Consider the following 20,154-nt stretch of genomic DNA (forward strand, 5'->3'; position numbering starts at 1 on the left):
TTATTTTTTCTCAGCTTTTAAATATTCAATGATGATCGAAATTTCGTCGGCCAATTCTGTTGGGCTTCCAAAATATCCATTAGATTTCCATCTTAATTTTCCGTTTTGATCGATAATCATTTTTTCAGGAATTCCAGAAAATTGAAAGGCTTTAGCATATTTCTCATATACTTGGTCAAACTTTCCAGTTTTCGGATTTTTTCCATCGTACAAAATCGTAAAGTCAAATCCTTTTTCTTTAATAAAAGCTTGTGTCTGCGCTTTAAAATCTTTGATGTATTCCTGCGTATCTACAAAATAAAATTTCACATTAGGATCTTGTTTGTATTTTTCAACTGCCATCTGCATTCCCGGCATTGCATTTTTACATGGTCCGCACCACATTGCCCAAAAATCAAGTACGACGATTTTTCCTTTTTGATCAGCTAATTTTACATTAACGCCTTTGTCGCTTTCTAAATCAAAACCTTCTATTGGCATATTGATTAATTCTGCAATCAGTTTGGCTTTGTGTTCCTGCATATTAGTGTCTGATTTAAAGGAATTAACATAAGCTTCAAAACCCGCTTCTTTTCCACCTTCTTTTAAATAAATTGCTTTTAGTGAAGCCAGCATTTCTGGAGTCGATTTGTTTTCTCTAATGCTTATTGCTAATAATTCTTTGGCGTCAAGCGTTTTTCCTTCTCTTAAAAGCATTCTGGTATACACTTCGTTGTAACTTGCATCTTTGTAACCATAAAATGATTTAATTTTATCCAAATATCTTCTTTCTAGATCATAGTTTTTAAAGATTTCCTGAAGTTTTGCATACGTAAAATATTCTCTTGCGGCGAAATTTATTGTTTGTGCCTGCCATTCTTTAAGAGATAATTTCTGCGCATATTCTTTAGGTACAAATGCTTCTCTGCTTTCCATTTCTGGAATTATAATATCCGCATATTTTTTTAGTGTTTCCAAATCTGTCTTCTCGATTCCCTCTTCATGTCTATTAAAAGGAATGGAAACCAAGTGCCAGCTATAATCTAAAACATTATTGAATGATACTTTTTTAACGCTGTTTAAAGCGAAATTGTAATCTTTGTTTTTTACAATATAATTGTAAGCAATAGCCTTAAATAATTTATCGCTGAAAAGACTTTCCGTCTCTGTCACAACATCTAAGAATTTATCTGCCATAAAGTTTTTTTCGAATTCAGCATACTGCTTTATTTTTTTATCAAAATCAGATTCCATAAAGATTTTCTTAATTTCGATATCACGCGCCCAAACACCTTTTGGATATTTAGTCAATAAAACTTTTTGAACAGAGTCTGTAAAAACTTTATTTTCTGGCTGTGGCATTAAACCCAATGTTTTCTGGATTTGATATTGCGTTACATTACTTAAATTAGCTTCATTCATATTAAAACGAAGTTCTTTCTTGATAACATTCGATTGATCTTCTTTTGATGAAAGCTGTTTTAATTTTAAACCATAGTAAAAAACTTTATTACGCGATTGAGGATGATACTGTAATTCGTATTTAATCCACATTAACCCAACTTCCTCTTTTATATAGGCACTGTCATGCACCACATTTGGAACTTCGTCCTGAAATGCGGCTGCTTCTCAAAATTCCCCAGCCTGTATAAGCACCTGGAACTTGCGCAAACATATAAGCGTGAGGTACTTTTTCTCCTCGGTCTACAATTGTATCCGATTTAAAAACACAATTGATAAAAGAAGCATGATCTGAAAGCTTCATTTTTGTGGTCCATTTTTTATTTCCGTCGGCTTTTAAAGTGATATCATTGATAAGCCATTTGAAGTTATCGAAAGTATAAACTACACCATTTACATATTTTGCATTGGCAAGAGGCCCATTAGATGCATCATAAGTCAGCGTAACTTCTTCTCCCGGATTTGGATGCTCTGGCGAAAGCTTAATCGCTATGTCTTGAGCAAATAAACTTGTTGTAATACTAAAAACAAATAGTATCAGTTTGAAATTTTTCATATTATTTTTTTTGAAATGAGTGCACTCAAAAATGATGAGTGCACTTTATAAGATTAATCTAATTATGGATTCTGTTGTAAGTCTGGAGCGTATTCAAAATAAATTGGTGCAAAAGGCATTTGATAACGATCACTATTTGGAGCAAGTGTAAAGGTTTGTCCCGCAAAATCATGAGTTATGGTTTTGGCAAATTCTGGTTCTTTGTTTAATCTTTTCAAATCAAACCATCTAAAACCGCCAGTTGCCATTAACTCTCTTCTTCTTTCTGCCAATACTTTTAGTAATGCATCTTTACTGTCCGTTGCAGTTAAGGCTACATATTCTCCGGCTCTGAATCTTTTTTGTCTTAATTTATTTATTTCAGCCATTGCTAATTCGCCAGAACCAGATCTTGCCAGACATTCTGCTTTTATAAGCATCATCTCCGGTACAGTTGGGCCTGCATTTCTGCTTTCTCCAGTCAAACCTTCCTTAGCATAAGTCCTTCCTATAGTATATTCAGAATTAAAAGTGCTTGTTGGCTGTGTAAACAATACGTAGCGTAAATCATTGGTATCAAAAGAATTGATCAATTCATTGCTTAACGATAATAGTTGCGGTGCATAAGAGTAAGTACCGTATCCATTCCATTTTGATAAGATTAATTCTTTATCAAGTCTTCTTGATGGATAAGTCGCAAATTCATAATCTTCCAGATTGTTAAGTGTACTTTGCAATGCTAGCGCCTTTTCGGCATTTTCTAAAGCCAAAGGATAATTACGCATGTACAAATACGTTCTTGATAAAAGTGCATAAGTCAGCGCCTGAGAAGGAAATGCAACATTATTACCTGAATTAACCGGTTTTAATCCTGAATTTACAGCATCTTGAAGATCGCTTAATATTACATCATAAGTCGCTTGAACTGAAGTTCTTTTTGGATCTTCTGATACTGTTGGAGTTGTAAAAAGAATAATTCCCAGATCTGTTGCAGAAGTTGTAGCATCATATGCTTTTCCGAAAGTATTCACCAGAGTAAGAAAAATAAAAGCACGGTGTACTTCTGCTTCTCCTTTTATGGTCGCTTTTTCTGCGACCGTTCCGTTGGTGCTTTTCATTACTTCATTAATAACAATATTAACACTGTATAATGCATTATATAGACTATTCATATCATAATCTGTCTCCCCGTCAAAATAGACAACATCAGACCATTTGTACAAATTGATAAAAGGGCGATAAGAATCAGATGCACCTAATGCGGTAGTTTGTGCCTCATTCTGAAAACTGATATCATCTGATGGTATATCTACATTACCATAACTTTTGTCTAATGTAGACGAATTGTTTAGAAGATATCTGTAATTTGATGTTTCTTCAGGTATTAGTTTCCCTTCGGTCTTAATATCTACATAATTATCACAGCTCAACACAATTGCTCCGAATCCTGCAATTGCGATGTATTTTAAAAAATTTTTCATCTTTAAAAAATTAAAAATTAACATTAAAACCAATTGAATACATAGCCATAGCAGGCAATTTCATGTTTACTCCCGTGTAAGGTAAAAAGTCAGGATCTAAACCGTCTTTGTTTTTTCTCCAGAAGAAACCAAGATTTCTGGCTGTAAAAGATATCGAAGCTCCTCTTACAATTCCTCTGTTAATAAGGCTTGTCATATCATATTTTAAAGAAAGTTCTCTAAAACGAATGTGGTCTCCCTGCATAATCTGATCTTCTCCTTGAACATATCTTACATAACTTAATCCTGTTGATCCCTGAATCCCAGGTACAGACGTCGTAGCTTCATCTCCCGGATTTCTCCATCTTTGATCGATATCTGTATTTAAATCATATTGATTAAACCTTCCTTGTCTGTTTACATAACCTCCGTAAGTTGGCTTAAATAATACATAATCAAACTTGTAAGTGGCTAAAATGTATAATGACAATTTTTTATAATTGAAAGTCTGGCTAAAACTACCGTAATACGAAGGAATATTAGTTCCCATGTATTTCATATCTGCGATATCTTTTAGAGAAGTAAAAGAATTTACAATATTACCGTCTTTATCATATACCTGAGTTCTACCAGTTGCATCTAATCCTGCTGATCTAAAAGCAAATATACTGTTTAAAGGATAACCTTCAATTGGTGGTGTTCCTCCTGAACCATTTAAATACTGGCTGAAATTTTGAAAACGAGAATCTGTAACTTCTGTCTTATTGAAAGAAACGACAAGAGCCGAATTCCATGAAAAATCTTTCGCTTTAAGGATGGTTCCATTTAAACTTAAATCGATTCCATGGCCTGCTAAAGTTGTTGCATTTTGTACTAATGTATTGTTTGATACGCCATAAAATGGCGAAACAGGAAACTCAACAATTAAATCTTTACTATCTTTTTTATAATATTCAACTGTACCATTTAATCTGCTGTTTAAGAGCGAGAAATCTACTCCAAAGTTTAAAATCCCTGTTTTCTCCCAACGTAAATTTGGATTTGCAGGTCGCGAGATAAAAGCATAAAGGTCGCTGTGAAAAAGTATCTAAATCACTTATACTAATATTTGTAAAAGGAAAAACCTCTAAGTTGATATTTCCGTTAAATCCGTAACTTGCTCTTAAAGCTAAATTATTAACTAAATTTACGTCTTTAAGAAAAGATTCTTCTTTAATATTCCATTTTGCTCCAGTAGACCACAATGGTGTTCTTCTTAATTTTTTACTAACTCCAAAATTGTTATAATCGTCTAAACGTGCACTTCCTGTAAGCGTGTATTTATTTCTGAAAGTATAACCCGCATTCGCATAATAAGATAAAAATCTTCTGTGGAAATCTTTATGTACATTACCATTATTTAAAGTATAATTATATCCGTTAACATCTACATAATTTTGTGATGGGGGATTTACAGAAGTCTGAGTTTTTGAATTGTAACCATAAAGTATTCTCGAATCTTGAGTTTCTCCAGTCTCTCTTGCTTCAATACCTCCCATAGCATTAATTAAATGATCTTCGCCAATAATGCCATCATAATTTAATTGTCCTCGCATGGTAGAGCTGGTTTTTCCAAATTTATTACTTTGAAAAACCCCTCCTAACGGAATTCCGTACACTAAATCACCATTACTGTTTATTGACGTAGCAGAATTGATCATATCACGAGTGTAATAGGTATTTTCATTATACATATTATCATTTGATGAAGTTGAAGTTTCTACAGAATACGTACCAACAGCATCTAAACCTTTTAACAAAGGAAGTGTAGCTGAAACGGTAGCACCAAAATTTTGCTCATTTATGGCATTATCTTTATTGTTTAATTCATCAATATAATTATAAGTCCAAGGCAAATATCCTTTCTGTTCCAACGGAATAGTTTGTCCGGCATAATAACGACGGTAATAATCAACTGAGTTACCATCATCTCCAACAATTTGATCATATGGCAGTAAAGTATTCAATGAAGTTCCTAACGGAGAAAGTCCTAAACTATTTTCATTGTATTTAAAAAGCGAACCCCTTAAACTGGTTGTCATTTTTACATAATTAAAAAGCTTAAAATCCTGATTAGATAATAAAGTCAAACGTTGTCCATCGCTTCCTTTTGCCTGAGTTTCTTCTTTAGAATAGGATCCTGACATGAAATAAGAATAATCATTCTCTGCTCCGCTAAAAGACAAATCATAATTTTGACTTGTCGAAGCCTGCAGTAAATACTGCTCTGTCTGACCATAAGTATTACGGTTACGTAAAACATCCAGACCGGCATCTCTCTGAGCCTGTGTTATTTGACCACGTTTGTATTGAAACATCAAATCCATTCCCTGGCTAACTGGCGTAGTAAGCATGTATGTTACACTTGCCGGATCTGTAACCAGATTTTTATCTACAAATTCCTGTTCTAAATTTAAAACCTGAGACGAATTCATCAATGGCAATTTTGATAAAGTAGGTTTATTAGAAAAACCGTAATTCTGAGAAAAATTAATTCTGGTTTGTCCCTGTTTTCCTTTTTTGGTATTAATTACCATTACACCATTTGCGGCTCTTGCACCATAAATAGAAGTCTACTGCGCATCTTTTAGAAAAGTAATTTTCTCTATATCATTTGGATTTATCGTTCTGATGTCCAATTCTGTAGGTGTTCCATCAAGTACAATTAATGGCATTGCATTGGATGTGGTCGATATAGTAGATTTTCCTCTAATAGAAATATTATATGCTGTTTTTTCAGATCCCGAACCAAATTTTCTTCCATACACAAAAGTATTATCGGAATCTAATATATCTAACTGAAGACCGGCAACCTGACCTTCTAACCTGTGTAAGACGTTGTTTACGGGGATTTTTTCTAAATCTTTAGCTGTAATGGTTACAAAAGATCCCGTAGAACGCTCTTTATCAATATTTTGATAACCTGTAGAAACGATTTTTACTTCGTCTAGTGCACTTACATCTTCTAATAAAATCGGATTGATAATTAAACTGTCTGTAACTGTAACTTCTGTTTTTTTATAGCCTAAGTATTCAAAAATAAGGATATCTCCTTTTTTGGCCATAATTTCATAAGAGCCGTCAAAGTTGGTAACAGCGCCATCTTTTGTTCCTTTTACCCAGACTGTTGCTCCAATTAAAAATTCTTTTTTAGAATTCGTTACAACTCCTTTTATTTTTACTCTTTCTTCCATTACAGAAGAAATGGCTATAGTTTTTATTTTTGGGTTTAATGCAATAACAATCAACTTATTATTGGCAAATTCTGCTCTATAGTTGTCACCTATTAATTCTTTAATAACTGCCATTACATCGGCATTATTAACTGATATATCTACTCTTCTCTGCGCGTCAAAAATGTCATCACTGTAGAAAAACTCAACATTAGTTTTCTTTGTAATTGTTTTTAAAACAGATGAAACAGACTGGTTTCTAGCATTAATCGTTACTTTTTTTTGCGAATACGCCAAAGCAACTATATTAAAAAGAAATATTGATAATATTAGGGATTTCTTCATCATCTCAAGAAATTTATCCCAAAGCGCGGATTTTACCCCACAATCTTTTGCGGATAGGTTTTTTTTCATACTTTTAAAATGTTTTGGTTGGTTAATAGATTTCGAACTCTTTTTTTCGACTGAACAAATACTCGCCGGGAAATGGTGCAAACATTTTCCGGTTTTTTTTATTTACTTACTTACGGTTACTTCATACGTTTGGTTTACTTTGGTTATTTTATATTTCACATTCGATGTTTTACTAATTATATCCAGAAAATGCTCTATTGGCTCGTCTTTCAAAACAATTCCGGTGAATTTTATCTGCTCTAATGCTTTTTGTTCGAACTTCACATTAAAGTTGTACCACCTTGCCATTTTGGTCAAAATGTTTTTTAGATTTTCATTTTCGAAGTAAAATTTACCGTCTTTCCAAGCGCTGTATACTGATGCATCAACTTCTGCCACACTCACGGATTCATTTCTAACTTTAGCCTGCTGTCCCGGACTTAGAACAACCGATTCATTTTCTTTTGATTTGCTTATTCCTGAAACCTTTACTTTTCCTTCGGCAAGTGTGGTTTCAAAATTTCTGTCTTCTTCGTAAGCACTGATATTAAAATGAGTTCCTAAAACAGTAACCTTTCCAGATTTGGTTTTAACCGTAAAAGGACTGTGCGGATTTTTACTAACCTCAAAATAGGCTTCTCCTTCTAAAGTTACATTACGTGTGTTACCGCTAAATTCTACAGGATATTTTAAAGAAGATTTTGAATTAAGCCAGACTTTTGTTCCATCTGAAAGATTAACGGCATAAATACCGCCAACAGGAACAATTAAAGTATTGTCTCCAGTTGAAACAACTCCTTTTAGGTCTTTAGCATCATAAACCAAAACATGATTTACGTTCGAAATTACTCCGTTTTTAGAAACAATTTTTTCTTTCTTAGGTTCTAAAGAAATAACTGTTCCGTCTGCCAAAACTAAAGTAGGATTATTGTATTTAGGCTCAATACTATTTACAACTACCTCATCCTTGTTAGAAGCCTCTTTATTGTTTACATAAAAGAAAACAGATGTGATTCCAGCTAGGAATACAATAACCACGACATATTTCCATACTTTTCTATAATTGAAAAGTGAAATTACCGAGTCTGCTCATTAAAATGAAGCTTTTCCTGAATTCTTTCGAAAGCAGTATCAATATTTATGGAATTGTAAAATGCTTCTTTAAATTGTAAAGTTTCTAAATCAATAACTTTTTGATAATATTCTAGATTTTTGGGTACAGAAAGCCATTCCTGCAAAAAAAGCATTTTCTTCAATCGATAATTCACCTATAAGCAATTCTTTTCTTATAAGATCAGCGATTACAAATTCTTTCTTTCCTAAAGACATATTTTTAATATTAAGTATCGGTTATTAACACTTTAAGTAAATGTTATACAACTAAGAGTACGAAACATTAAAAATGGGTGGAAAGATTTTTGATTTTTTTTAAAGAAATAATAAAATAAATAAAAGTTCGGAGTGATTTTTAAGTTTTTCCTTCAATAATTCGATAGCGCGGGCACGCTTTGCGACTTTACTGTATTGACAGAAATATTAAGTCTGCTCGGCAATATCTTTATATTTCATTCCTTCTAAACAAGAAAGTTCAAAAACTTCTTTACATTTTTCTGGTAACGAATTTAAAGCCTCAATTAAGGCGGTATAAAGTTCTTCTTCCAGAATATTAAAATCAAATTCTGAAGTTTGATCGGAAAGTTTATAATCCAGTTCAACGTTCTTTTGCTCTTTTTTCAAAGCCTGCAAAGAACCGTTTCTGACCATTGTATATAGATAAGACTTAACATCAATTATTTTTTCAAATTTGATGCGGTTTTCCCAAAGTCGCGAGCATCACATTTTCGACTACTTCTTCGGCAAGAAAATTATCTTTTACAAATCCGAAACTATAACTCACAAGTCTTGGATACAAAGAATAAAATAGTTCTTTGTAGTATGCTTCATCGATCTTGATATTTTCTTGTTCTAAGCTGATTTTTTGTTTTCTTTCTTTGCGCAAATATAAATTTTATATCAACAAATCATTATTTTTACAAAACAATTATCATCAAATCCCTTAAAGTACTGCAAAAAAGTAAGAATAAAATGCTTTTTTTATAGATTTTAAAAAACAGCATTCAATGAGCTTTTTAAAAATCAATATTGGAATATAAGTTAAGACGTTTCAATTTTTATTATCTTTTGAGTGGCAGAACAAACTTAAAAGTACTTCCCTTACCAAGTTTGCTTTCCGCCCATATCTGACCTTGATGCTTTTTAATAAATTCACTGCAAAGTAATAAGCCTAATCCATTTCCAATTTCATTTTCAGTTCCTTTTTGGATCACTTTTTTCATTAATTTTAAATAGTTTTTCTTTTATACTGTCTGGAATTCCTATACCATTATCTGTAATCGATACTTCTACGTTCTGACTTCTCTTTTGCATCGATATGATAATTTTACCCTGCTGATCTGTAAATTTAATCGCGTTTGTCAGAAGGTTTCTTAAAACGGTATCAATCATACCTTTATCTACCTCAGCTTTAATAACTTCAGTTGATTCAAACTTCAGATCGATATTCTTATTTAAGAGTTGCATTTTTATTAATTTCAACATTTTCCTCAATCAAATTATTTAATACTATTTCTTGAGGATTGTATTCCATCATCCCAGTCTGCATTTTGGACCAATCCAAAAGATTTTCGAGGAGTTTGTAAATATTTTTGTTCGATTCGTGCAGACATTCCTGTTATCTCCTTAATTTCTTCACGACTGTATCCGTCAATTTCCTCAGCCATTATTTCAGACAAAGCGAGAGAGGATCCCAACGGACCTTTTAAATCATGGGCAATTATAGAAAAAAACAAGTTTTTATCTTTTAGGAGTTTTTGTATTTTAAGATCTTGTTTTTCTTTTACCAATAATAAAAATCCGACTGTACCAATAAGGGTCAATAAAAACAAACCTATATTGTACAAACTATCAAAATTACTTTCTCTAAAAAAATATTTCTGCGGATCTATAAAACTATAAACCGCTCGCAGAAAGATTAAAATTTCGAACGATACATAACAAAACAGATAAAAAATGCGGAATAAATTATTCCCCTTTACTTTAAAATATAGTAATGTTGGTGGTAAATAAATCGCAAATATCGCGAGAGACATGATTATAACCCGAGTATTAATCGAACCTCCTAAAAAGGTTACCACATTAAAAACCACCGCCCCTATACAAGTTAATACGATTTGAAAACGACGCTGTCTATGTATTTTCGTTTTGATCATAGCCATTATAGCTATGGTTTCATAACAGCATCCTGCCAGGATAATACTATTGGCAAGATTGATGGAGAGAAAATCTGGAATTATGTTTCTTAAAAAAATAAATACCCAGCCAATGGTCAGTAAAACTTTTCCATATCCAAATGTTCTTAATTTTTTTCTATTCTCAAGAGTTGCATACGACAGGGAATAACTAAAAATAAGAATACAGATAAACAAGTTTCCCCAAAAATAAAGAAGAAAAACCGTTTTAGGATCTAGGGGCAAAAATTTGAACATTAGGGCGTTTTGTGGTTACAAATATACGAATTCCCAGTAAAATCAATACTTTTCGTCTTTTATACAAAAAACTTGATCCTGCGCGCTAGTGAAATGATTCTGCTAAATTTTGGATGCGAAAGATCATTAATTTTATCATTTTTATTTTAATTTATGCTCGTTCAAACATTTCTTCTTTACTTTTTTGGTTGGAAATTCCACATTTAACTTATTTTTACTTGAAACAAAATACAATTAATGTCAATTCATATTCCTGAATATAATAAACATGAAAATAACATTATTACTAATCTTGACCGCATTTACAGTCTCTCAAGCACAAACTAAAAAAATTGTAATTAAGGCAGGTGCTCGCGACCGCCTATATAAAAGAAGGAAAGCAAGAAAAATCACGCTGGAATATTAATCCAAAAATAAAACCAGATGTATATGTGACCAATAAAAGCCCGGAAGGAAAAACGGTTACTTTTTACAGATAAAGATTCTATTAAGATTAAGCTAAAACCTGCAGAACATGTTGATTTTGTTGTTCTTTTAAAGGAAAAAGACAGCTGTTACACCCGAATTGAATGTCCTAAATTGAATGATTTTTCGAAGTTAAAACCAGAAATACACGATACCATTCCGTTTGTGCTTTCAGATTACAATAATATTATTTTTAAAGTTACACTGAATAAAAAAGATACTCTTGATCTTAAATTTGATTCGGGAACTTCAGATTTTCTGCTGACTAATGATGTCTTGAAAGAACTCAAACTGAGCAGTCTTAGAAATAACACTTTTAAGCTGGGAAACCAAACTTGGGAAAATCAGGAAATTTATCCTGTTGAAGTTTCTGGACATGGAACTGTAGGTCGCTTTGGCTGGAATTTATTTGACGGTAAGATTGTAGAAATTGATTATGATAAAAAGTACTTTATAGTTCATTCTAAACTGCCAAAACCAAGCAAAGGCTATATTCGTTTGAATATGGAATTTACCAATACTTTATTTTGTATTAACGGTACATTACAGATAAAAAACAAAAATTATAACGGGCGTTTCCTTTTCAACAATGGCTATCAGCGCACTGTAATGCTCGACAAACAAATGGTAGAGGAACAGCAATATCCAAAAGAGGATCTTTTTGTGCTGAAAAAAACAATTTTGAAAAACGGAAAAGGTGAAGAAATTCCAGTAATTATGGTAAGAAATGAAAAACTTATTTTCGAAAAATTATGTCTTTACAATGTTCCTGTGCAATTACTTTCTTCAAATAATCCTGCCAGATTCAAAACCCATATTTTAGGTAATGAAGTTTTAAAAAGATTCAATACTATTTTGGATTTTCAGAAAAACAAAGTGTATTTAAAACCAAATTCATTGTGGAATGAACCTTATACTGAAGGCTAATAAAAAATAGTTATGATTTTGAGCTTCAAAAATGCTTAATTCGGCTAAAGCGGCAATGTAATCGTAAAAACAGTTCCTTTTCCAACAATTGAACTCACTTCAATTATTCCGTTATGGAGACTAATAATCTGCTTTACAATTGACAATCCTACACCGTAACCATTTTCGTAATTTTTGTTTTTTCCTCTGTAAAACAAATTATAAATTTGTTCGAGATCTGCTTCTGGAATACCAATTCCGTTGTCTGAAAAAGTGAGTATGATTTTTTCCGAAGAAGCATTTATGTCAACATTACAAGAATGATCCTCAGAATATTTACAGGCATTTTCCATAATATTCGAAAAAGCAATCTGCAGTAAATAGGGATTTCCCAAATAATTATAAAAATTCGCATCGGTATCATCTAAATCAGAATAACTTATGCCAATTTTATATTTTACATCTTTCTTGTTCAGCAGATTTAATTTGGCGTCGACCAAAACCTCATCAATTCGAATATTCGACATTGTTATTTGTGAAATATCATAATTGGCGCGGGCAAAATCAAGAAGTGCGGTCGAAAGTCGCGAAACATGATTGGCTTCTTCCAACGCATTGTCTAGGGAAACTTTATAATCGTCAATCGTCTGATTGAGTTCTTTTCCGAGTTCAATTTCTGCAATTAAAATAGAAAGGCGTGCGGAATTCGTGCGAAATTGTAGTAACAAAATTTCGGTGATTATTAAACGACTTTTCTAATCGATTAAAGGTTTCATTAAAAGTCTGCGTAAGCTCATAAAGTTCATCTTTTGCTTTTGGAACTACGATTCGCTTATTAAGATTATGTTCGGATATATCTCTGATTTGAAATATAATATCTTTTAAAGGCTGTAAGGTATAATACGAAAATCCGAAACCAATTATAAAAATCAATACAATAGAAATAAAATATACGTAAAGTACATTTTCCTTAAAAGCATTGATATGATTCATGCCTGTTACGTCTATTGCCCTTCCTATAATGTAATATTCTTTGTTATTATCTGTATATAAAATACCGCGGTACTGGTATTTATCATCTTCCCAATTTACTGATTTATGCTTTTTTATAGACTTCAATATTTTTTTATCGCCAAGTGGCGGCATATTGTCTGAAAAATAAAGATCAAAGTCACTGTCGTAAACACTTATATCTGCTTCATTCAGCACTTTTTTGTTTTTTGTATGAAGAAATTTTATCAGATTTTTATTGATTTGTGCATCAAAAATAAACTCGGCACGCCAGATTATTTTATAATCCAAACGATCAAAAAATTCCTCTTTCCTGTTTTGTTCCGAAACAAAATAGACGCTGTAGGCAAATACGAAAAGAATAAAAGCAGTTAAAATAGCGTAAGCAAGAGCAGTTCGGGTTACTAATTTCATATTTTACTGCTTAAAATAAATCCCATTCCTACTTTAGTATGAATAAGTTTTTGTTCAAAACCTTTGTCAATTTTTTTTCGCAGATACGCGATATAGACATCAATATAATTGGTTCCGGTATCAAAATTATTTCCCCAGACATTATCGGCTATTTCGTCACGCGTGAGAAGTCTTTCTGGATTCTGCATCATAAAATGCAAAAGATTAAATTCTTTCGGAGTAAGATTAATGGTTACACCTTGTCTGTAAATAACTTTAGTGCGTTTGTCCATCACCAGATCATTGTAGGTAATTTGAGAACTTTCTTCAGAGGTATGAACCGTATCGCTCTTGCGCTGTAACAACGCTTTTACCCTTGCGTAAAGTTCGCGTATTTCAAAAGGTTTTACGAGATAATCATCGGCACCGGCATCAAAACCTTCAATTTTTTCATCGATAGTTCCAAGTGCCGTCAGCATAATAATTGGGATTTTTTTTCCAGAATGGCGGATTTTTTTACAGAAAGTAATTCCGTCCATTCCCGTCAGCATAATATCTGTAATGATCAAATTGAAATCTATTTTTTCTAGAAGTATCAATCCTTCCTCTGCTTCTTCTGCAATATAAACTTGATACCCCTGACTTTCTAATCCGCGTTTCAGTAATGCAGAAACCCGGCTGTTATCTTCCACTATTAAGATCTTCATTCTATCTGTGCCTTTTAAATCTGGCTCAAAATTACGACAATATTTTCTTTTTCTGAAGGGTACTAATCTGTCGCTTATTTACAACATCACCAAAAAACCACTGAATTTCAATTCTTTAAATCCAAAACAACCCTTTCTCTAATAACATTCTAAAGCCTTTCTAATACTTTTCTAATAACCCAAAGACCATGGTGAATCTACCTTTGTCCTGTCAAAAACAAAGTAGTGATCACTACAAACAAAATGTAAATTTTAACGATACATGAAAACAGGTTATTTAAAAATTGGGATATGTTTTTCTCTTCTAACAGGCTTACTAAACACGGTAAGTGCCCAAAAAAGAACGATTTTGGAAATCCAACACTTACACATTATTTAAACGACGAAAAAACACGCTCAATCTCTTTTAGCGGTTATACCGAAATATGGGCGCGTTATTTGGAACTTAATCCAGGAAGTTTGGTAAATGGTGAACAAGTCAATAGTATATCCGATTTATCATTGCGAAGAGTCAGGGTAAAAATGGCGTACCAGCCTACTGAAAATTTCACTTTTGTATTGCAAGGTGGTTTGACTAACGTAAATGTCGCTTCTAAAACTACTCCAGCATTTGAACTTTTAGACGCTTACGCAGAATATAAATTTAATGATATAATTGCTGCCGGTGCGGGGCGATCAACTTGGAGAGGTTTATCGAGATTTACTACAGGCCCTTTGAACACTTTATTATACGATTTACCTTCTTATGCAACTGGAAATGCGGGAATATCTGATGAAACAGTAAGACAATTAAGCATTTATGCAAAAGGACAAATTGGCCAATTCGATTACCGTTTGGTCATTGCAGATCCGTATACGAATGTGAGCGCAGACCCGCAGTATAACTTGGCAACGTTTAGTAAAACACATCCAAACAAAGATTATTCAGGATACTTTAAATACGAATTCTTTGAATCTGAAAATAACTCTTCACCCTTCCATTCTGGAACGTACAGCGGCAAAAAAAGAAAGTGCTTGCATTAGGAGCAGGATTTGAATATATGCACAATGCATTGTGGCATTTAGACGAAGCGAAAACTACTATTAATGATGATGAAAAAAGCTTTGCTGTCGACCTTTTCTATGACACACCCATAAACAAAGAACGCGGTACATCGTTTAGTGCTTATGCCATGGCGATGAACAATAATTATGGTCCTAACTATGTGCGTTATTCTGGTGTAAGTAATCCTGCAAACGGCGTAAATCCAGCCGATAGCAGTTTGAATGGTGCTGGTAATAATTCGCCTGTTATTGGAACTGGTAATACGTATTATGTACAAATTGGCGGGACTCTTCCCTACTTCAACAAAGACAAAAACAATTTGCAGTTACAGCCTCTTGCGAGTGTAATGTTATCTGATCTTGACGGACTTCATGACAAAGCACTGACTTATGATGCTGGTGTATCCTTACTAATGAACGGAATGTCTTCAAGACTTACCGTTGACGCTCAAAACCGACCTATTTATGCCTTAAATAATTCCGGTCAAGCCGATGTATCAGACAGAAAATGGCAGTTTGTTTTGAAATACAGAATCGACTTTAATTAAAAAATAATAGTATGAAAAGAAGAAATTTTATTATGGCATCAGCGAGCGCGGGAGCACTTGCCCTTACTGGAGAAAACGTGTTGGCAAACACTATAAAAGAAACAGAAAAACAGCCTAAAACGGTTTATTTCCATTACCTCCTATTTTGGCTTAAACCAGAATTGACAGAAACTCAGGTAGAAGAATTTAAAAACTTTTTTGAAGGACTTAAAAAACTGCCTTACGTAAAAAATGTACGTTACGGCAGACCGGCAAACTCAACGCCAAGACCTGTTATGGACAATTCTTTTAGCTACAACGCTTCTATGGAATTTGATTCTCTGGAAGATTTAGAAACCTACGGAAAGCTTGACGGACATCTTGCGCTGGTTGCAAAATACAAACCATTTTTTAATAAAATGATGGTTCACGATTCAGTTTATAATCAATAAAAAAATAATTATTATCTTTAAAATTACTATCAAAATGAAAAATCTATTAAAAGGTTTCATCCTAATTTTGGCTCTTATGTCAGTAAACAGCAATAATGCACAAGAAAATAAAAAACTTAAGGTGAAATCTCTGGAAGAAGCTTCTGATATTCCAGCTTACCGTCTTTACAATAATCCCGATGGAACGTGTTCTTTTGAAAAAGGTACTATACCATCGTTAAAGCACATGAATACGGCTTCGTTTTGGTATAGCAATAAAACAGAAGATTGGGAAAAAAATGCACATCCTGCGCCAAGAAAACAATTTGTAATAACGGTTAAAGGTAAAATCAAATTTAAGGTATCAGACGGCAGTACTTTTATCATTGAACCTGGAGTAGTTTTAGTGGCAGAGGATCTTAAAGGTAAAGGTCACAGCTGGGATAAAGTAGACAATGACGTTTGGGAACGTTTATATATTCCTATCACTGAAAATTCAGATGATCTTTTTGAACCTGAATCAAAAGACTAATTTTTTTTTAAATTCATTTATATATAAAAAATGTGCTTGATAATCAAGCACATTTTTCTATTTGAGACAGTTCCAATTTGAAACTTTGATTCAAAAATTTTTAGCATATTTCTAAAACCTAATTCTTACTTATCACTAGGAACCGGAGCATTTTCTGCAATAAGTTTTTCGCTTTTAAGCTCGTCCCAAAATGCTTTAGGAATTGAAGCTTTAAAAGAGGCGACATTAGCATTAACCTGTTCGGGATTCCACGCACCAGGAATAACTCCTGAAACCACTTTTGGCGCCGCACAAAACTGAAGCGGCGCCGTACGAAGATCAACGCCGTGTTTTTTAGAAACTGTAATTAGTTTATTTCTCTTTTCAATTACACCGTCAGGAAAAGTTCCCGAATAGTCGTATCGCTCCACACCTGCTAAAAATCCCGCATTTAAAGGCGCACCAACCACTATAGAAATATCTCTTTTTTCGCAGACTGGAAATAACTTATTTAATGCTTCTTCATGTTTGATCAGCGAATATTGTGTTGCAGAAAGAAAAATATCAGGATCTGCCTGTTCGATTGCTTTTAAGGCTGGTTCCAAAGTATTTACACCAAAACCCCAAGCTTTTATAATTCCTTCTTCACGCATTTTGGTTAGTTCAGGAATTGCGCCTTTCATGGCTTCATCAAAATATTTGAGCCAGTTTTCTTTCATGTCCTGATTATCTGGAGAAAGATCATGTATGTAAACAATATCCAAATAAGGAACTCCTAAGCGCTGTAAACTGTCTTCGATGCTTCGTCTGGTTCCGGTCGCGGAATAATCGTAACGGTAAGAAAAATTAAGTTTTCCTTTCCATAATCCTTTTTCAAGTTTAAAATCTTTGTCTGGAGTAAGCAAACGTCCCACTTTTGTAGAAAGGGTATATTCTTCGCGTTTTTTTGTTTCTAAGGAAATGTCCAAAACGACGCTCACTTAATCCCAATCCATACCACGGTGAAGTATCAAAGTAGCGTACACCGCTGTCCCACTGTCGCTTCAAGCGCCGCGGTTACACTATTATCTGGATTCTCATGAAATCCGTTTCCTGTCGCTACACCGCCTAATCCTGAAACACTTAATGGACGGTAACGTTTGTTTTTAGTATCACTTTCTTTCATAACAGTTGTATTTAAAAAATTTCCGAATGACGGTAAAGACACACAAAAAGCTGCCGCAGTTACCGCCAATGTTGACTGAGTTACAAATTTCCGTCTATCCATTTTTTTTATAGTATAAGATTACCATTCATAATTACATTATTAACAGCTTGAATTTAAGCATTTATAGACCATAATCCTATTTCTTTTATATAGGATTTCACGGTTGCGACTTTTTAAAATTCTGTAGTACCAAAAATAGTTTCCGTAAATTTGCGCAAATAGAATTTTTTAAAATGAATATAAAAAGGTTAGAGATCAAGAAAATTATTGAAAAAGCAGAAGACAAAAATTTATCTTTTCGTGTTTTTGATTTAAACAAAGAACATATAGAAAACTATCTGCGACCTCGTAAAAATGATCACTTTTTTATTATCATTGTAGAAACTGGAAAAGTTGATGTACAAATCGAAGACAAAATTCATTTTCTAAAAACAGGCAAAATTTCCATCGTCTTTCCAGATCAAGTTTGCTGTATTACTAATTTCAGTGATGACTTAACGGGTAAAATAATTTTATTTGAAGAAGTGTTATTTTGTTCTGATATTTTAAAGAATGAATTAAGTCCGTACAATGTAAATCTTTCTGCAAATTTGAATTGTACAGCACTTCCAAATCCCGAATTTGAGCAAGCGCTTACACTTGTAGAAAACATTCAGAATATCTATAATAAGCCAAGTCTTGTCAAAAAAGAACAGGCCCGTTTTTATATCAAAGTATTTTTATTGGGACTAATCGAATCCATTCACGGACAGCATCCTGTATTGCATCAAAAAACAAATCAGCATATTTATATTGGTTTCAAAAAACTATTGAATGAGCAATACAGAAGCGAACGCACGGTACAATATTATGCTTCAAAGCTTTCGATAACTCCTAAAAAACTCAACGAAATAACCAAAAAACATTGTGGTGAAACAGCCATAAATGCGATTCATAACCGCATCCTGACAGAAATCAAACGCCAATTATTGTTTTCTGATTTGTCTCATAAAGAAATTGCATTTGATCTGGGATTCAGCTCTCCGTCGGCACTTAATAAATTTGTGAGGGCAAAACTCAAAGAAACGCCTACCGAACTGCGAGCAGGAATTGGCGCAAATTTATACCGCATAGTCCTATTTGTATAACATTCGTCGCTGTCTGTCGAAGTAATTTTGTCTCAATAATTAAATACTATTAAAGATGAGCAAATTATTTGTTGCAGGAGAGGTTTTCCATGGTCCGGGAAGTCTTGAAGAATTAAAAAATATAAAAGGTAAAAAAGCTTTTGTCGTAACTGGTGGAAGCTCTATGAAAAAAAGCGGTACTCTAGATAAAGCTGTAGCTTTTTTAAATGAAGCAGGAATGGAAACTTTTGTTTTTGATGGTGTTGAAGAAGATCCATCATCTGCTACAAGTTTTAAAGGTGCCGAAGCGATGCGCGAATTTCAACCAGATTGGATTATAGGTATTGGCGTACGCTCGGCTATTGATGCGGCAAAAACAATGTGGATTTTCTACGAACATCCTGAAACTGAATTCGATTCACTTATTAAACCTTTCAGTGTACCAGTACTTAGAAATAAAGCTAAATTTATTGCAATTCCTTCTACAAGCGGAACAGGAACTGAAACAACTGGTTTAGCAGTAATTACAGATCGTGATAAAGGTGTCAAATATCCTATTGTATCGTATGAATTGACTCCGGATATTGCTATAATCGATGGTGAAATCTGCGCTTCGATGCCGGCTCACGTTACTTCAAATACGGGATTAGATGCTTTAACGCACTGTGTTGAAGCTTATGTTTCGAATATTGACGACAATTTTGCTGATGTTTTATCAAAAGGCGGATTGGAAATTGTTTTTGATAACCTTGAAGAAGCTGTAAAAAATCCTTCTAATATCACTGCACGCCAAAACATGCACGATGCTTCTTTTATGGGAGGTTTGGCTTTTAATAATGCATGGTTAGGAATTGTTCATTCGCTTTCTCATCAAGTTGGTGCTCTATACGGTATTCCACACGGATGTGCAAATGCAATTTTCCTTCCTAACGTAATTCGTTACAACAGCACAGCTACTTCTAAATTTCCATCTTTAGCAAAAGTAATCGGATTGCAGACTGCAGAAGAATTAGCGCAGGCGATTGAAGGATTGAGAAAAAGAGTAAATAATATTTCTTCTATAAAAGAATTCGGAATTTCAAAAGAAGACTGGGAAAAAAACTTGGATTATATTGCCAACAATGCATTCATTGATCCATGTACAGGTTTCAATCCGCGTGTAACAAGCGTCGAAGAATTGAAAGATATTTATAATGCATGTTACGAAGGTGTAGTTTACACTAATGAAGTTGTATTGAATTAATTCTGTCAACAGAAATAC

The 20,154-nt window shown here is 33.4% G+C and carries 26 protein-coding genes; 8 read left to right on the forward strand and 18 right to left on the reverse strand.

Translation table 11 applies throughout. The annotated features are described in order from the left end of the window. The 13 genes from ACZZ95_RS24235 to ACZZ95_RS24295 all read right to left on the reverse strand — a co-directional run bounded on the left by ACZZ95_RS24235 (nucleotide 1) and on the right by ACZZ95_RS24295 (nucleotide 10,585). A complete protein-coding gene (locus ACZZ95_RS24235; protein WP_463471047.1) occupies nucleotides 1-1,575 on the reverse strand; it encodes a TlpA family protein disulfide reductase in 1,575 nt (524 codons plus the stop codon). Next, on the reverse strand, nucleotides 1,565-1,996 hold the full coding sequence (locus tag ACZZ95_RS24240; protein ID WP_463471048.1) for a hypothetical protein: 432 nt from the start codon (nucleotides 1,994-1,996) through the stop codon (nucleotides 1,565-1,567). Before ACZZ95_RS24240 ends, ACZZ95_RS24235 begins: the two co-directional genes overlap by 11 nt. Before the next feature lie 62 nt (nucleotides 1,997-2,058). Further along, nucleotides 2,059-3,456, reverse strand: a complete 1,398-nt coding sequence (locus ACZZ95_RS24245; protein ID WP_463471049.1) for a RagB/SusD family nutrient uptake outer membrane protein — start codon at nucleotides 3,454-3,456, stop codon at nucleotides 2,059-2,061. Nucleotides 3,457-3,466: 10 nt separating this feature from the next. After that, a complete protein-coding gene (locus tag ACZZ95_RS24250) occupies nucleotides 3,467-3,994 on the reverse strand; it encodes a hypothetical protein (RefSeq protein WP_463471050.1) in 528 nt (175 codons plus the stop codon). Between the two features lie 394 nt (nucleotides 3,995-4,388). Continuing rightward, entirely contained in the window at nucleotides 4,389-6,011 is a 1,623-nt protein-coding gene (locus tag ACZZ95_RS24255; protein ID WP_463471051.1) for a hypothetical protein, read from the reverse strand. A 36-nt stretch (nucleotides 6,012-6,047) separates the two neighbouring features. Beyond that, entirely contained in the window at nucleotides 6,048-7,061 is a 1,014-nt protein-coding gene (locus tag ACZZ95_RS24260) for a carboxypeptidase-like regulatory domain-containing protein (protein ID WP_463471052.1), read from the reverse strand. A 102-nt stretch (nucleotides 7,062-7,163) separates the two neighbouring features. Beyond that, nucleotides 7,164-8,078: a FecR family protein gene (locus ACZZ95_RS24265; protein ID WP_463471053.1), complete on the reverse strand. Its 915-nt coding sequence runs from the start codon at nucleotides 8,076-8,078 to the stop codon at nucleotides 7,164-7,166. Nucleotides 8,079-8,116: 38 nt separating this feature from the next. Continuing rightward, nucleotides 8,117-8,287 carry a hypothetical protein gene (locus tag ACZZ95_RS24270; protein WP_463471054.1) on the reverse strand — a complete coding sequence of 57 codons (171 nt, stop codon included), beginning with the start codon at nucleotides 8,285-8,287 and terminating at the stop codon, nucleotides 8,117-8,119. Nucleotides 8,288-8,576: 289 nt separating this feature from the next. Further along, nucleotides 8,577-8,849 (reverse strand): RNA polymerase sigma factor, encoded by a 273-nt coding sequence (locus ACZZ95_RS24275; RefSeq protein WP_463471767.1) that lies wholly within the window; start codon nucleotides 8,847-8,849, stop codon nucleotides 8,577-8,579. Continuing rightward, nucleotides 8,839-9,039, reverse strand: coding sequence for a hypothetical protein (locus tag ACZZ95_RS24280; protein WP_463471055.1), 201 nt, complete (start codon nucleotides 9,037-9,039; stop codon nucleotides 8,839-8,841). The genes ACZZ95_RS24275 and ACZZ95_RS24280 overlap by 11 nt, the downstream gene beginning before the upstream one ends. Before the next feature lie 175 nt (nucleotides 9,040-9,214). Then, nucleotides 9,215-9,376 (reverse strand): ATP-binding protein, encoded by a 162-nt coding sequence (locus ACZZ95_RS24285; RefSeq protein ID WP_463471056.1) that lies wholly within the window; start codon nucleotides 9,374-9,376, stop codon nucleotides 9,215-9,217. Continuing rightward, nucleotides 9,348-9,620 carry a sensor histidine kinase gene (locus ACZZ95_RS24290; protein WP_463471057.1) on the reverse strand — a complete coding sequence of 91 codons (273 nt, stop codon included), beginning with the start codon at nucleotides 9,618-9,620 and terminating at the stop codon, nucleotides 9,348-9,350. Before ACZZ95_RS24290 ends, ACZZ95_RS24285 begins: the two co-directional genes overlap by 29 nt. Nucleotides 9,621-9,652: 32 nt before the next feature. Then, nucleotides 9,653-10,585: an ATP-binding protein gene (locus tag ACZZ95_RS24295; protein ID WP_463471058.1), complete on the reverse strand. Its 933-nt coding sequence runs from the start codon at nucleotides 10,583-10,585 to the stop codon at nucleotides 9,653-9,655. 347 nt (nucleotides 10,586-10,932) lie between these two features. Here ACZZ95_RS24295 and ACZZ95_RS24300 point away from each other — a divergent pair, with 347 nt between their 5' ends. Further along, a complete protein-coding gene (locus ACZZ95_RS24300) occupies nucleotides 10,933-11,064 on the forward strand; it encodes a hypothetical protein (protein ID WP_463471059.1) in 132 nt (43 codons plus the stop codon). A gap of 100 nt (nucleotides 11,065-11,164) precedes the next feature. After that, nucleotides 11,165-11,977, forward strand: coding sequence for an aspartyl protease family protein (locus ACZZ95_RS24305; protein WP_463471060.1), 813 nt, complete (start codon nucleotides 11,165-11,167; stop codon nucleotides 11,975-11,977). Nucleotides 11,978-12,021: 44 nt separating this feature from the next. Here ACZZ95_RS24305 and ACZZ95_RS24310 read toward each other — a convergent pair whose 3' ends face one another. The 3 genes from ACZZ95_RS24310 to ACZZ95_RS24320 are packed head-to-tail and all read right to left on the reverse strand — an operon-like array spanning nucleotide 12,022 to nucleotide 14,067. After that, nucleotides 12,022-12,684 (reverse strand): sensor histidine kinase, encoded by a 663-nt coding sequence (locus ACZZ95_RS24310; protein WP_463471061.1) that lies wholly within the window; start codon nucleotides 12,682-12,684, stop codon nucleotides 12,022-12,024. Then, nucleotides 12,626-13,381 carry a HAMP domain-containing protein gene (locus tag ACZZ95_RS24315; protein ID WP_463471062.1) on the reverse strand — a complete coding sequence of 252 codons (756 nt, stop codon included), beginning with the start codon at nucleotides 13,379-13,381 and terminating at the stop codon, nucleotides 12,626-12,628. The genes ACZZ95_RS24310 and ACZZ95_RS24315 overlap by 59 nt, the downstream gene beginning before the upstream one ends. Continuing rightward, nucleotides 13,378-14,067 (reverse strand): response regulator transcription factor, encoded by a 690-nt coding sequence (locus ACZZ95_RS24320; RefSeq protein ID WP_463471063.1) that lies wholly within the window; start codon nucleotides 14,065-14,067, stop codon nucleotides 13,378-13,380. The genes ACZZ95_RS24315 and ACZZ95_RS24320 overlap by 4 nt, the downstream gene beginning before the upstream one ends. A 291-nt stretch (nucleotides 14,068-14,358) precedes the next feature. On the opposite strand from ACZZ95_RS24320, the gene ACZZ95_RS24325 reads away from it, so the two are divergent. From ACZZ95_RS24325 to ACZZ95_RS24340, 4 genes are read left to right on the forward strand one after another with little or no spacing between them, the layout of a single operon-like run. Continuing rightward, nucleotides 14,359-15,090, forward strand: a complete 732-nt coding sequence (locus ACZZ95_RS24325; RefSeq protein WP_463471064.1) for a hypothetical protein — start codon at nucleotides 14,359-14,361, stop codon at nucleotides 15,088-15,090. Further along, nucleotides 15,078-15,659 carry a hypothetical protein gene (locus ACZZ95_RS24330; RefSeq protein ID WP_463471065.1) on the forward strand — a complete coding sequence of 194 codons (582 nt, stop codon included), beginning with the start codon at nucleotides 15,078-15,080 and terminating at the stop codon, nucleotides 15,657-15,659. The genes ACZZ95_RS24325 and ACZZ95_RS24330 overlap by 13 nt, the downstream gene beginning before the upstream one ends. Nucleotides 15,660-15,670: 11 nt before the next feature. Then, complete coding sequence (locus ACZZ95_RS24335; RefSeq protein WP_095954269.1) at nucleotides 15,671-16,090, forward strand: Dabb family protein; 420 nt, start codon at nucleotides 15,671-15,673, stop codon at nucleotides 16,088-16,090. A 34-nt stretch (nucleotides 16,091-16,124) separates the two neighbouring features. Beyond that, nucleotides 16,125-16,601, forward strand: a complete 477-nt coding sequence (locus tag ACZZ95_RS24340) for a cupin domain-containing protein (RefSeq protein ID WP_253251096.1) — start codon at nucleotides 16,125-16,127, stop codon at nucleotides 16,599-16,601. Nucleotides 16,602-16,726: 125 nt separating this feature from the next. Here ACZZ95_RS24340 and ACZZ95_RS24345 read toward each other — a convergent pair whose 3' ends face one another. Beyond that, entirely contained in the window at nucleotides 16,727-17,548 is an 822-nt protein-coding gene (locus tag ACZZ95_RS24345) for an aldo/keto reductase (protein ID WP_463471066.1), read from the reverse strand. Between the two features lie 41 nt (nucleotides 17,549-17,589). Further along, the gene (locus tag ACZZ95_RS24350; RefSeq protein WP_463471067.1) at nucleotides 17,590-17,847 is read right to left on the reverse strand and encodes a hypothetical protein; all 258 of its coding nucleotides are present in this window, start codon (nucleotides 17,845-17,847) and stop codon (nucleotides 17,590-17,592) included. 173 nt (nucleotides 17,848-18,020) lie between these two features. On the opposite strand from ACZZ95_RS24350, the gene ACZZ95_RS24355 reads away from it, so the two are divergent. Continuing rightward, entirely contained in the window at nucleotides 18,021-18,914 is an 894-nt protein-coding gene (locus tag ACZZ95_RS24355) for a helix-turn-helix domain-containing protein (protein ID WP_463471068.1), read from the forward strand. 55 nt (nucleotides 18,915-18,969) lie between these two features. Beyond that, nucleotides 18,970-20,136 (forward strand): iron-containing alcohol dehydrogenase, encoded by a 1,167-nt coding sequence (locus ACZZ95_RS24360; protein ID WP_463471069.1) that lies wholly within the window; start codon nucleotides 18,970-18,972, stop codon nucleotides 20,134-20,136. Nucleotides 20,137-20,154 lie beyond the last annotated feature (18 nt).

The sequence above is a fragment of the Flavobacterium sp. AC267 genome (assembly GCF_979258715.1).

Coding starts and splice junctions, on each gene's coding strand:
- ACZZ95_RS24350 (WP_463471067.1), bottom strand. CDS start 17,847: ATGGATAGACGGAAATTTGTAACTCAGTCAACATTGGCGGTAACTGCG.
- ACZZ95_RS24355 (WP_463471068.1), top strand. CDS start 18,021: ATGAATATAAAAAGGTTAGAGATCAAGAAAATTATTGAAAAAGCAGAA.
- ACZZ95_RS24335 (WP_095954269.1), top strand. CDS start 15,671: ATGAAAAGAAGAAATTTTATTATGGCATCAGCGAGCGCGGGAGCACTT.
- ACZZ95_RS24290 (WP_463471057.1), bottom strand. CDS start 9,620: ATGCAACTCTTAAATAAGAATATCGATCTGAAGTTTGAATCAACTGAA.
- ACZZ95_RS24285 (WP_463471056.1), bottom strand. CDS start 9,376: ATGAAAAAAGTGATCCAAAAAGGAACTGAAAATGAAATTGGAAATGGA.
- ACZZ95_RS24360 (WP_463471069.1), top strand. CDS start 18,970: ATGAGCAAATTATTTGTTGCAGGAGAGGTTTTCCATGGTCCGGGAAGT.
- ACZZ95_RS24255 (WP_463471051.1), bottom strand. CDS start 6,011: ATGGTAATTAATACCAAAAAAGGAAAACAGGGACAAACCAGAATTAAT.
- ACZZ95_RS24250 (WP_463471050.1), bottom strand. CDS start 3,994: ATGAAATACATGGGAACTAATATTCCTTCGTATTACGGTAGTTTTAGC.
- ACZZ95_RS24340 (WP_253251096.1), top strand. CDS start 16,125: ATGAAAAATCTATTAAAAGGTTTCATCCTAATTTTGGCTCTTATGTCA.
- ACZZ95_RS24260 (WP_463471052.1), bottom strand. CDS start 7,061: ATGAAAAAAAACCTATCCGCAAAAGATTGTGGGGTAAAATCCGCGCTT.
- ACZZ95_RS24320 (WP_463471063.1), bottom strand. CDS start 14,067: ATGAAGATCTTAATAGTGGAAGATAACAGCCGGGTTTCTGCATTACTG.
- ACZZ95_RS24315 (WP_463471062.1), bottom strand. CDS start 13,381: ATGAAATTAGTAACCCGAACTGCTCTTGCTTACGCTATTTTAACTGCT.
- ACZZ95_RS24245 (WP_463471049.1), bottom strand. CDS start 3,456: ATGAAAAATTTTTTAAAATACATCGCAATTGCAGGATTCGGAGCAATT.
- ACZZ95_RS24325 (WP_463471064.1), top strand. CDS start 14,359: ATGTTTTTCTCTTCTAACAGGCTTACTAAACACGGTAAGTGCCCAAAA.
- ACZZ95_RS24270 (WP_463471054.1), bottom strand. CDS start 8,287: ATGCTTTTTTTGCAGGAATGGCTTTCTGTACCCAAAAATCTAGAATAT.
- ACZZ95_RS24240 (WP_463471048.1), bottom strand. CDS start 1,996: ATGAAAAATTTCAAACTGATACTATTTGTTTTTAGTATTACAACAAGT.
- ACZZ95_RS24295 (WP_463471058.1), bottom strand. CDS start 10,585: ATGTTCAAATTTTTGCCCCTAGATCCTAAAACGGTTTTTCTTCTTTAT.